At 60.3% G+C, this 12104-nt stretch carries 10 protein-coding genes; 4 read left to right on the top strand and 6 right to left on the bottom strand.

What is annotated here, in order from left to right; genetic code table 11:
* The first annotated feature begins 82 nt into the window (after positions 1 to 82).
* Complete coding sequence (guaB, locus tag WHX55_RS25090; RefSeq protein WP_008053208.1) at positions 83 to 1552, top strand: IMP dehydrogenase; 1470 nt, start codon at positions 83 to 85, stop codon at positions 1550 to 1552.
* Between the two features lie 99 nt (positions 1553 to 1651).
* A complete protein-coding gene (gene guaA, locus WHX55_RS25085) occupies positions 1652 to 3229 on the top strand; it encodes a glutamine-hydrolyzing GMP synthase (protein ID WP_353741523.1) in 1578 nt (525 codons plus the stop codon).
* Between the two features lie 83 nt (positions 3230 to 3312).
* Here the strand turns inward: guaA and WHX55_RS25080 are convergent, their stop codons facing one another.
* On the bottom strand, positions 3313 to 6273 hold the full coding sequence (locus WHX55_RS25080) for a membrane-targeted effector domain-containing toxin (protein WP_353741522.1): 2961 nt from the start codon (positions 6271 to 6273) through the stop codon (positions 3313 to 3315).
* Between the two features lie 240 nt (positions 6274 to 6513).
* Between WHX55_RS25080 and WHX55_RS25075 the strand changes: the two genes are divergently transcribed.
* Positions 6514 to 7890 carry a multicopper oxidase family protein gene (locus WHX55_RS25075; protein ID WP_150757937.1) on the top strand — a complete coding sequence of 459 codons (1377 nt, stop codon included), beginning with the start codon at positions 6514 to 6516 and terminating at the stop codon, positions 7888 to 7890.
* Positions 7890 to 8387, top strand: coding sequence for a tRNA adenosine(34) deaminase TadA (gene tadA / locus WHX55_RS25070; RefSeq protein WP_150726751.1), 498 nt, complete (start codon positions 7890 to 7892; stop codon positions 8385 to 8387). Before WHX55_RS25075 ends, tadA begins: the two co-directional genes overlap by 1 nt.
* A gap of 132 nt (positions 8388 to 8519) precedes the next feature.
* Here tadA and cmoB read toward each other — a convergent pair whose 3' ends face one another.
* The 5 genes from cmoB to WHX55_RS25045 form a co-directional block, all read right to left on the bottom strand.
* Positions 8520 to 9476, bottom strand: coding sequence for a tRNA 5-methoxyuridine(34)/uridine 5-oxyacetic acid(34) synthase CmoB (gene cmoB / locus WHX55_RS25065; protein WP_353741521.1), 957 nt, complete (start codon positions 9474 to 9476; stop codon positions 8520 to 8522).
* Positions 9473 to 10252 (bottom strand): carboxy-S-adenosyl-L-methionine synthase CmoA, encoded by a 780-nt coding sequence (cmoA, locus tag WHX55_RS25060; protein ID WP_191629417.1) that lies wholly within the window; start codon positions 10250 to 10252, stop codon positions 9473 to 9475. Before cmoA ends, cmoB begins: the two co-directional genes overlap by 4 nt.
* Positions 10253 to 10432: 180 nt before the next feature.
* Positions 10433 to 11068, bottom strand: a complete 636-nt coding sequence (locus tag WHX55_RS25055) for a lysoplasmalogenase (protein ID WP_353743087.1) — start codon at positions 11066 to 11068, stop codon at positions 10433 to 10435.
* A gap of 2 nt (positions 11069 to 11070) precedes the next feature.
* The gene (locus WHX55_RS25050; protein WP_150754478.1) at positions 11071 to 11463 is read right to left on the bottom strand and encodes a protease inhibitor I42 family protein; all 393 of its coding nucleotides are present in this window, start codon (positions 11461 to 11463) and stop codon (positions 11071 to 11073) included.
* 207 nt (positions 11464 to 11670) lie between these two features.
* Entirely contained in the window at positions 11671 to 11904 is a 234-nt protein-coding gene (locus WHX55_RS25045; protein ID WP_150754477.1) for a hypothetical protein, read from the bottom strand.
* Positions 11905 to 12104: the final 200 nt, after the last annotated feature.

The raw sequence follows: 12104 nt of genomic DNA, 5'->3' as shown, positions 1-12104 counted from the left end.
ATAGACAGAGTTTTACATTGAACCCGAGAGGGTGTCTGACTATAATGGCGCGCTTCCATTTTCCCGCTCGGGAGCCCCCGCGATGCTGCGTATCAGCCAAGAAGCTCTGACATTCGACGACATTCTCCTAGTGCCCGGTTATTCCGAGGTGCTTCCTAACGAAGTCAGTCTCAAGACCCGCCTTACCCGTGGCATCGAGCTGAATATTCCACTGGTTTCCGCTGCCATGGACACCGTCACTGAAGCCCGTCTGGCAATCGCCATGGCTCAGGAAGGTGGTATCGGTATCATCCACAAGAACATGACCATCGAGCAGCAAGCTGCCGAAGTCCGCAAGGTCAAGCGTTACGAAGCTGGTGTGGTCAAAGACCCGATCACCATCGTCGCCGACGCCACCGTGCGCGAGTTGTTCGAACTGACCCGCATGCACAACATCTCCGGCGTTCCGGTGCTGCACAATGGCGACCTGGTCGGCATTGTCACTTCCCGTGACGTGCGTTTCGAGAACCGTCTGGAAGCCACTGTCCGTGAAGTGATGACGCCTAAAGAGCGTCTGGTCACGGTCAAGGAAGGCGCCGACAAGAACGATGTGCGTGAACTGCTGCACAAGCACCGCATCGAGCGCGTGCTGATCGTCGACGACAAATTCGCCCTCAAAGGCATGATGACCGTCAACGACATCGAAAAAGCCAAGGCTTACCCGCTGGCCAGCAAGGACGATCAAGGTCGTCTGCGCGTTGGCGCTGCAGTCGGCACCGGTAAAGACACCGGTGACCGCGTTGCCGCGCTGGTCGCTGCCGGCGTTGACGTGGTGGTGGTCGACACCGCTCACGGTCACTCCAAGGGCGTGATCGACCGCGTTCGCTGGGTCAAGCAGAACTTCCCTGAAGTGCAGGTCATCGGCGGCAACATCGCCACCGGCGCTGCCGCCAAGGCCCTGGCCGAAGCGGGCGCTGACGCCGTCAAGGTCGGTATCGGCCCAGGCTCGATCTGCACCACCCGTATCGTCGCCGGTGTCGGCGTGCCGCAAATCAGTGCCATCGCCAACGTCGCCGCGGCCCTTGAAGGCACTGGCGTACCGTTGATCGCCGACGGCGGCATCCGTTTCTCCGGTGACCTGTCCAAGGCCATCGTAGCCGGTGCTTCCTGCGTGATGATGGGCTCGATGTTCGCCGGTACCGAAGAAGCGCCGGGCGAGATCGAACTGTTCCAGGGCCGTTCGTACAAGGCTTATCGCGGCATGGGTTCGCTGGGCGCCATGTCCCAGGCTCAAGGTTCCTCCGACCGTTACTTCCAGGACTCCTCGGCAGGCGCCGAGAAGCTGGTTCCGGAAGGCATCGAAGGGCGTGTTCCGTACAAGGGCACCCTGAGCGCGATCATCCACCAGTTGATGGGCGGCCTGCGTTCCTCGATGGGCTACACCGGCAGTGCCGACATCGAAGAGATGCGCACCAAGCCTGAGTTCGTGCGGATCACCGGCGCTGGCATGGCCGAGTCCCACGTTCACGACGTGCAGATCACCAAGGAAGCGCCAAACTACCGCGTAGGTTGAGCCTTCAAGCAACAAGCTAAGCAACCGGGGCTGTTTTATTCAGCCCCGAGTTGTTTCTGAATCACGACTGTTTCCGAATTTTTTAGACGAGACTGAATCATGGCCCTCGACATTCACGCCCACCGCATCCTGATCCTCGACTTCGGTTCCCAGTACACCCAGCTGATCGCCCGCCGCGTGCGTGAAATCGGCGTGTACTGCGAACTGCACCCGTTCGACATGGACGAAGATGCGATCCGCGAATTCGCTCCTAAAGGCGTCATCCTCGCCGGCGGCCCGGAGTCGGTTCACGAAGCCAACAGCCCGCGCTGCCCGCAAGCGGTGTTCGACCTGGGCGTGCCGGTCTTCGGTATCTGCTACGGCATGCAGACCATGGCCGAGCAACTGGGTGGCAAGGTTGAAGGTTCCGAGCTGCGTGAGTTCGGCTATGCCCGCGTTGACGTAGTCGGCAAGAGCCGCCTGCTCGACGGCATCGAAGACCACATCGACGCCGACGGCCTGTTCGGCCTCGACGTGTGGATGAGCCACGGTGACAAAGTTACCCGCATGCCGGAAGACTTCCACATCCTGGCCAGCACCCCGAGCTGCCCGATTGCCGGTATGTTCAACGATGCTCGCGGCTACTACGGCGTGCAGTTCCACCCGGAAGTGACCCACACCAAGCAAGGCGGTCGCATCCTGTCGCGCTTCATCCTCGACATCTGCGGCTGCGAAGCCCTGTGGACGCCATCGAAGATTGCTGAAGACGCCATCGCCCAGGTTCGCGCCCAGGTCGGCACCGACAACGTCCTGCTCGGCCTGTCCGGCGGTGTTGACTCCTCGGTAGTTGCCGCGCTGCTGCACAAGGCCATCGGCGACCAGCTGACCTGTGTGTTCGTCGACAACGGCCTGCTGCGCCTGCACGAAGGCGAGCAAGTGATGGCCATGTTCGCCGAGAACATGGGCGTCAAGGTGATCCGCGCCAACGCCGAAGAGCAGTTCCTGAACAACCTGGCCGGCGAAGCCGACCCGGAGAAGAAGCGCAAGATTATCGGCCGCACCTTCATCGACGTGTTCGATGCCCAGTCCAACAAACTGGACAACATCAAGTACCTGGCCCAGGGCACCATCTACCCGGACGTGATCGAGTCGGCTGGCGCGAAAAGCGGCAAGGCCCACGTGATCAAGTCGCACCACAACGTGGGCGGCCTGCCGGAAGAGATGAACCTGAAACTGGTCGAGCCACTGCGCGAACTGTTCAAGGACGAAGTCCGTCGTCTGGGCCTGGAACTGGGCCTGCCGTACGACATGGTCTACCGTCACCCGTTCCCGGGCCCGGGCCTGGGAGTACGCATCCTCGGTGAGGTGAAGAAGGAATACGCCGACCTGCTGCGTCGCGCCGACCTCATCTTCATCGAAGAACTGCGCAAAGCCGACTGGTACCACAAGGTCAGCCAGGCCTTCGTGGTGTTCCAGCCGGTGAAATCGGTTGGCGTGGTCGGCGATGGCCGTCGTTACGCCTGGGTCGTGGCCCTGCGTGCCGTGGAAACCATCGACTTCATGACCGCGCGTTGGGCTCACCTGCCTTACGAACTGCTGGAAACCGTCAGCGGCCGCATCATCAATGAAATCGAAGGCATCTCCCGCGTCACCTACGACGTGTCGAGCAAGCCGCCAGCGACCATTGAGTGGGAATGATCGAATTGAACCTGTGAAACCAGGTTCAAATCGATAATGGCAAGCGAAGCCCCGGGTCGAGAGACCCGGGGCTTTTTTGCGTTTCAAGGGACGCGTGTGGGTTTCAAGCCGTTGCGACTCAGGGCTTGCGAAAGCTCGGCCAGGCTGGCGAATCGCTTGTTATTGATGCTGACCCACTGTGGGCGCTCAATGTATATGCCTGTGGCGTCAGAGTGGATGAGGGTGCGCACCAGTGAGCCGTCCCGGGCACGGTGAACCAGTTCGAGCTGGTTGCCGTACTTTTCGATGCTGACCATGCCCGGTTGATTGAGTGCTGCGTCGAGTACCTGTTCTCTGGCAAGCTCGGGTGATTCCAGTTCCAGAAGCAGGTCGTTCTTGACCGTGGACACAGTGGTGTCAATTCCGCCGCTGGTACCGGACTCTCCCGGGTCTGGCTCAATGGTCGTGGACTGACCGACCTTGGCACTTTTTACCCGCAAGCCGATACCACCTTCCAGTTCACTGACACCCGCAACACCTTCCCAGGTACTGGAGTGAGTATTGCCAACCAGCGCTATCCACTGATGGGGGCCTTTGGCGGCCTGGTCCCCTTCGATGATGATTTTGGCGAAGTAATTCATCATTTTTTGCCGGTGGTTGGCTGTCACCTGGACCATGTCATTGACGCGATAGCTGGCAGCGCAGTCGATCGCCTGCACGCGAATGTGGTTTCTCCGGGCAGACTTGACCACATTCAGAAAGGTAAATCGGCCAGAGGGGTCGGTACGCTGACCCTTATCGAGATTGTTGAGGTAGCTCTCCAGATCTTCCGAGAGCACGCCGTCTCTATTGAAAATATCCAGATCCGCCTGATGAAAGTCGTTGAACAGATGCTCCATGTAGAGCGTCTTGACCTTCTGTTTGGCAAGTATTTCCATGTTCTCGATCAGGAACTGTTTGCTACCAACGCTGGAATGGCTTTCGCCGACCACCAAAGCGGGTGATTCCTTGTACAGTGCCTTGATGATGTCCTTGGTTCGGTTCACCGGGCCAAAGGTCGGAATAGTCGGTCTCGGGGGGAGTTCAGGAAGGTTTTGATAGTAAGCCTGAGCGTCTCGATACAAGGTTTTTCTCAGGGCCTTGAACTGCATCAGGGGGCTGTCCGGATTAAAAATGTCGTCGTAGGAATCACTGAGTTCATGGCCTGAGCTGACTTTCGTCACGTAAGGCTTCAACTCGGCCCGTAGCGCCTGAGGGACGTCATAGGCAGTGGTAGGGCTGGCTATCTCAGGCAAAGGCGCAGGCGATCGGCCCCAAGGCCAATTGCCAAAAATCTTGCCGCCGCCATACAGACCGGGGCGGGCCAGCGGTTCCCATTCACCCTCGGCGTTCAAACGAACCGGCAGGCTGCGGTGAAACGAGAACGGGTTGGCGGGGTCGATGATGACCCAGGTCTTCAGCTCGTTGACGTAACGCACCAGGTAGTAGTCGTCATTGATCTTGATGTAGTTGCCACCTGTCGTCGGCTGATAAATGTTGCGGTACTTGCCTTCCTCGGCCGCCACCTCCAAGCCATCGAGTACTTCATTGGTCTCGAAAGGGGCCAGGGGATTCTCACCTTCCACGACGTAGCTTCGGCCGGGGGCCGCGACGTTGATTTTCGGTGGGGCGCCTTCGGGGTGTTCGTTTTCGCCGCCGAGATTCTCCTGTGGGGTGAACTCGTCTTTGGCTTCGCCGACTTCCGTCAACTCGGCCGAGCCACCGAGCGCCAGCGCATTGAAGAGGGTGTCGATGCTACTGAAGATGGCGCCGAGTACGCCGGCCTTGCGTTCCTGGGCGTTCATGCCGTTGACGGCCTGGTCGATGTTCAGGCCGATGTTGGCGATGCCGGCACCGACGGCGGCCAGGGCCACGGGCCAGCCGGCGCAGGACATGGCACCAAAGAGTCGGGTGAACGTACTCAGATAGCCGATCCACATTTTTTCCCGCAGGTCGGCATTGGAGCGTAAGGATATATCCGCGTCGTCGAACATGCGTTCCCTGACCGAGTCTCGGAGCCAGGTGAAGGTGTCAATATCGATACCCGGTATGTCTGGTTCGAACAGGCTATGGTCGTATTTGCCCCACGTCACATACAGCAAGTCGATGGTGTGGTTCAGGCCAACGTTGTCCTCATCCTGCTGCTGGGCCGACAAGGGGAAGTGCGCCATGAACCGGGCGCGGTTGTCCGGATGGTTGTTCTGGCACAGCAACCACCAGTGCAGGTCGTGGGGGGTCTCTAATACATGGAAGGCATCCGTTTCCCCCGGGGTATAGAGAATCTGCCGTCCGTCTCGGTCGATGATGCGCAGTATGTCACTGGACATGTAGTTGCCGATGCACAGCGGCGTGACTCGCAGGCCTTCGACAGGCGGCTCGTGGGCCCTGAGCATGTCCAGGGTAACGGGCCAGGTGAGATGGCCGGCCACCGCCTTGAGCACAGTTTTGAGGTTTTCGTTGCTCAGGCGTGAGCCGTCGTGTTCCTCCAACGCCTTGGAAATGAAATTGAGCTTGGCCAGGGTTCGAAAATTATCCGAATGATTGCGCCAGAAAGCGCCCATCTTCTCCCAATAGCGGTCGTGAAAATTGATGCGCCACAGGTCCTTGATGACCACGCTGGGGTGCATCTTCACTTCGTTGGTTTCGTTGTAGATCCGGGCGTTCGCTCCCTCGTTGTAGAACCCGCCATCACTGTCCAGCAGGTCGGCATTGTCCTGGTCGTGGGCTTGAAAGCGCTGGACCACCAGTTGCGGCAAGGTCAGCGACTCAATGGGCTTGGGATAGTGTTCCCAGAACAGGAAGGCTTTGGTGCTGGTGACCGACGTGTTGTCGAAACGGTGCCACCAGACCTGGTCCGGGTCGATGTGCTGGATGCCGTATTTGTCCAGAATTGCCTGAGCCTCGATATGGGCCATGTCGTGCATGTCGGGACAGGCCTCCACGAACGGAAGCACCAGGTCCTTGAGGGCCTGCACATCGTCGGGGTCCGGGAGTGGGAATTGAGTACTTGTATCTGAAGAATTCATCTCTCTCTCCTTGAGAAATGGATGGGTTAGAGGTCGGCACTATGCGCTGCGGACTACAGCCGGATCTGTAGGGAAAACGGCGCACGGTGTCAGGGATTAATAGATCTTTGTTGTCAGAGGCTGCCTGGCTGCGGCCCGTCGTCACGCCCGCTTTGCTGTTTCTTTCACAACTGCAGGTGTATCGTATTCGCCTTTTGCGGGCCCCCGGGCCTGTCGTTGATACGTGAGGTAGTTGAGTTCATGTCGTTTACCCGTCGCCAAATCCTCGGTGGCCTGGCCGGTCTTGTTGTCGTTGGTGTCGGTGCGGGGGGCGCTTCGCGCTACTGGCTGGGCAAGATGGCTGACGCCGAGGCGGGTCACGATTACGAGCTGATCGCGGCACCGTTGGACGTGGAACTGGTAGCCGGGCACAAGACCCAGGCCTGGGCCTTCGGCCCGTCGGCGCCGGGCACCGAATTGCGGGTGCGCCAGGGTGAATGGCTGCGGGTGCGGTTCATCAACCACCTGCCGGTCGCCACCACCATTCACTGGCACGGCATCCGCCTACCGCTGGAAATGGACGGCGTACCTTACGTGTCGCAATTGCCGGTGTTGCCGGGTGAGTACTTCGACTACAAATTCCGCGTGCCGGATGCCGGCAGCTACTGGTATCACCCGCATGTGAACAGCAGTGAAGAACTCGGTCGTGGCCTGGTCGGTCCGTTGATCATCGACGAACGCGAGCCGACCGGTTTCAAGTATGAAAAGACCTTGAGCCTCAAGAGCTGGCATGTCGACGACGTCGGTAATTTCGTCGAGTTCAGCATCCCCCGTGAAGCGGCCCGTGGTGGTACGGCGGGGCGCCTGGCGACCATCAATGGCGTCCCGCAGGCGGTGATCGACTTGCCGGCCGGGCAGATTACCCGTGTGCGTCTGCTCAACCTCGATAACACCCTGACTTATCGCCTGAACATTCCCGGCGTCGAAGCGCAGATCTATGCGTTGGACGGCAACCCGGTCGAGCCACGACCGCTTGGCAAGGAGTACTGGCTCGGTCCGGGCATGCGTATTTGCCTGGCCATCAAGGCCCCGCCGGCCGGTGAGGAGTTGTCGCTGCGCAACGGTCCGGTGCGCCTGGGCACGTTCCGTTCGGTGGCCAATAGCGATGCGCCGACCGAGTGGCCGCCGGCTTTGCCGGCCAACCCGATCGCCGAGCCGGACCTGGCCAATGCCGAGAAACTCAACTTCAATTTCGAATGGGTCGGCTCGGTATCGGTCAATGTCGACAACGGCAAGCCGCCGAGCCTGTGGCAGATCAACGGCAAAGCCTGGGACATCACCGACAAGACCTGCGCCGACCGTCCGATTGCCAGGCTCGAGAAGGGCAAGAGCTACATTTTCGAATTGAAGAACATGACTCAGTACCAGCACCCGATTCACCTGCACGGCATGAGTTTCAAGGTCATCGCCTCGAACCGGCACAAGGTCATTCCGTATTTCACCGACACCTACCTGCTGGGCAAGAACGAGCGGGCGCAGGTAGCGCTGGTGGCGGATAACCCGGGTGTATGGATGTTCCACTGCCATGTGATCGACCACATGGAAACCGGCCTGATGGCCGCTATCGAGGTGGCGTGATGCGTCAGATTCGTCCCGCCGCCATCATCGACCGCAGCCGTGATCGCGAATTCATGCGTGAGGCCCTGGCACTGGCAGCCCAAGGCGCGGCCCTCGGCGAAGTGCCGGTGGGCGCGGTGCTGGTGCAGGACGGGGAAATCATTGGTCGCGGCTTCAACTGCCCGATCAGTGCCAGCGATCCCAGCGCCCACGCGGAAATGGTCGCGATCCGCGCCGCCGCTCAAGCGGTGAACAACTATCGCCTGCCGGGCAGCACGCTGTATGTGACGCTGGAGCCGTGCAGCATGTGCGCAGGCCTGATCGTGCACTCGCGGATTGCGCGGGTGGTGTACGGCGCGCTGGAGCCGAAGGCGGGGATTGTGCAGAGCCAGGGGCAGTTCTTTACCCAGGGCTTTTTGAATCACCGGGTGTTGTATGAAGGCGGGGTGTTGGCGGAGGAGTGCGGGGCGGTGCTCAGCGAGTTCTTCAAGGCCCGCAGAGCGAAGCCTTCAGACTAAACACAAAACCAATGTGGGAGCGAGCCTGCTCGCGATAGCGATCTGTCATTCAACATCATCGTTGACTGTCAGGTCCTCATCGCGAGCAGGCTCGCTCCCACAGGGTTCTTTGGTGTTTGGGAGATTGTGGTTTTACTTACGCGCCACGATGACGGCCCGCATCGGCGCCGGCAGCCCTTCAACGGTCTTGCTGTGATCCTCGGGATCGAGGAAGTCACTGAGCGACTGATACTTCATCCACTCCGTCCCGCGCTGTTCCTCGACCGTGGTGGTACTCACATCCACGCACTTCACATCCGTGAACCCGGCGCGGCGCAGCCACAACTCCAGCGCCGGCACCGACGGCAGGAACCACACATTACGCATTTGCGCGTAGCGGTCTTCCGGCACCAGTACCTGATGCTTGTCGCCTTCCACCACCAGGGTTTCCAGCACCAGTTCTCCGCCCTTGACCAGGCAATCCTTCAGCGCCAGCAAATGCTCGATGGGCGAACGGCGGTGATAGAACACGCCCATGGAAAATACCGTGTCGAACCCTTCGAGGTTCGCCGGCAGGTCTTCGAACGGGAAGGGCAGGTGCCAGGCATTCGGCTCGGACAGGTAACGTTGCACCGCCTGGAACTGGCAGAAGAACAGCCAGTTGGGGTCGACACCGATCACGCTGTCGGCGCCGGCGCCGAGCATGCGCCACATGTAATAACCGTTGCCGCAGCCGACATCGAGGATGCGCTTGCCTTTCAGGTCCAGGTGCGGAGCGACCCGCGACCACTTCCAGTCCGAGCGCCATTCGGTGTCGACGTGCACGCCGAACAGGTCGAACGGCCCCTTGCGCCATGGCGACAGTCCCATCAGCGCAGTGCGCATTTGCGCGCGGGTCTCGTCGCTGCAATCAGTATCCAGCTTCAGGCCATTGAGCAAATCGACTTCGCTCGGCTGGATCTTCGGCAGGGCGTCCAGCGCGCTTTGCCAGCGTTCCAGGTCGCCATGGCCCTTTTCCATTTTCTTGTCGAGTTGCGCTTGCAGGGTGTTGGCCCAGTCGGCCAATGGGGTGCCGGCCAGACGGCGGGCGAGGGGAGACAGATCAATCATGGCAAGGCAATCAACGAGGCAAAGTTAAGACACTGGAACCACGGCACGACTTTCGAGAACCCGGCGGCCAGCAGGCGTTCGCGGTGTTCTTCGAGGCTGTCGGGCTTCATGACGTTTTCGATGGCGCTGCGCTTCTGGGCGATTTCCAGCTCGCTGTAGCCGTTGGCGCGTTTGAAGGCGATGTGCAGGTCGGTGAGCAACGCGTGCTCCTGCTCGTCTTCGAAGCGCAGTTTTTCCGAGAGGATCAGGGCACCACCAGGCAACAGCGACTGACGGATGCGCGACAGCAGCGCCGTGCGCTGGTCCGGGGCGATGAATTGCAGGGTGAAGTTCAGCGCGACCACCGAGGCCGGCTGGAACTCCAGCGCGAGGATGTCGCCTTCGATCACCTCGACCGGCAGCAACTCCTGGAACATCGAATCCTGACCGTTGAGGTACTCGCGACAGCGTTCGACCATGGCCGCGGAGTTATCCACAGCGATCACCCGGCAACCGTCGGTGCGCACGTGCCGGCGCAGGGCCTGGGTCACGGCACCCAGCGACGAGCCAAGGTCGTAGAGCACGCTGTGGGGCTGGGCGAACTGCGCGGCGAGCACGCCGAGGTTTTCGACGATGGTCGGATAACCCGGCACCGAGCGCTTGATCATGTCCGGGAACACCCGCACTACGTCTTCGTTGAAGGCGAAGTCAGGCACCTGGGCCAAAGGCTGGGCGAAAAGGCGATCGGGTTCTTTGCTCACGGCGGTTCCAGCAGTGTAGGTGGAAAAGGCCGGCATTTTAGCCAAGTTGGCGCGGGGATGCGCGGGTTGTCTGATAAAGCGGCGGGGCACGCCTGGATTCTTCATTGTCAGTGAGATAGCTATCGCGAGCAGGCTCGCTCCCACAATGGACCTGTCGAACACAAATCATGTGTTCACAGTCGATCAAATGTGGGAGCGAGCCTGCTCGCGAAGAATTCAACGCGGTCTTTGGCTGAACGCCGAGGCAGTGATCCCCCATTGCCCCAACCAATAGCTGAGGATGATCACATAAGGCGCCGCATCGAACGGCACCACAAACCGGCTGATGCCGATCACGCTGTCGGAGAACACGAACGCCACTGCGCCCGCCGCCGCCAGCAGCGCCGAGCGTTTGGGCACGTCGGTCCCGAGTCGGGCCAGGGCGCGCCAGAGCATGGCGCTGATCGCCGTGCCATAGACAATCACTGGCACCAGCAATGGGCCGAGGCCGTTGGAAATCAGAATCCCCAGCAGGACGGCGCCGACACCGAGGGCCAGCACCAGCGGCAGTACGGCCAGGCGTCGGCAATCGCTCAGATAAGCCTTGAGATAAGCCAGGTGCGCGACCAGAAACGCGCCCAGCCCGAACACGAACAAATCCCCCGGCCATGCCAGCAACACGTCGCCGATCAGGGAGAAAATCAACCCCAGGCTGATCCAGCGCCGATACTCGCCGGGCGGTGCGTCGTGTAGCCAGCCGAGCAGGGCCAGCACCGGTAGCGGCTTGACCAGCAGACACAGCAAGGAGGCATGCACGCTCAGGCCATAAAGAAAGGTCACCGCGCCCATCAGCGCCAGAATCAGCCAGCCCACGGTCAGTTGACCGAGATCGCGCAGTCGAACGAATCCACCGGCAGCACTTCCGGCGCCCATGGCTGTTGCGAGGTCAGGCGCAAACGCCCGGTGCCATTAGCAAAAGCCTGAAAGCGCCAGGTCGAGACCCCGGCCGCGCCGACGATGCCGGCATCTTCCGGGTTTCGATAAACCTCTGGCCCCAGGGCGTGCAACACACCGCCCGCGGAATCCTGGATCGCCCAGCGATAGCCCGTGGTCGGATTGCTCGGCAGGGTCAGGATCAGGTTTTGCCCGTTGCTGAGCTGCACCGGACATTCGCTTTGTCTTTCCACGGTCACGTTGTGTGCAGGTTGCATGGCGCATCCGGCCAGCAAGGCGAGGGCGAGGGGGACAAGCAGGCGAATGGGGGACATAGGCTCAAGGGCTCCGGCGTTCACGACGAACGGCGAGCATAACTTAAGATGAGACAAAGTGTGACAGTCAGCCTGGACGGTGGTGTCAGGACTGACGCCTTCGCGAGCAAGCTCGCACACAGGTACAGTGGTCGATTCGGGCATTTTTACATTCCCCCAAAAACGACTAAGCCCGGCCGAAGCCGGGCTGTGAATTTCCCTCCACGATCAGCCGATAGCTTCAGCGCTACCGGTTTTGTCGAAGCCGTCGGCAGCGATAGCGCCTGCTGTGCCGGTTTTATTAAAACCGTCAGAGGCATAGGCGCCCGAATGGCTGCGTTCGATCGCGGCGCTGGCACCGGAACCGAAGGAGGCCGAGCCGGTTTTGTCGTAGCCATCGGCTGCAAAGGTATTGGCAGCCAGCACGGAAAGGGCGAGGGCAAGGATCAATCGGGTTTTCATGACAGGTACTCCAGGTACGTTCGCTATGGGTAAGTTCAGACACTCCTTCGAGGCCTGTACTGGATATACGTGCGTCCTGTTGATATGGATGCACTCAGCTGCAGGCTGCTGCCGGTGCATTAACCGATGATTATCTTGCTCAAGGGTGAGACGAATGGTGCCCTTCGCGAGCTCGTTCACGAAGGGCCTTGGCGCTCACC

Source organism: Pseudomonas fluorescens, assembly GCF_040448305.1.
Classification (GTDB): domain Bacteria; phylum Pseudomonadota; class Gammaproteobacteria; order Pseudomonadales; family Pseudomonadaceae; genus Aquipseudomonas; species Aquipseudomonas fluorescens_BH.
Note: the sequence above shows the minus strand (reverse complement) of the source record. Positions and strands in the feature narration are given on the sequence as shown.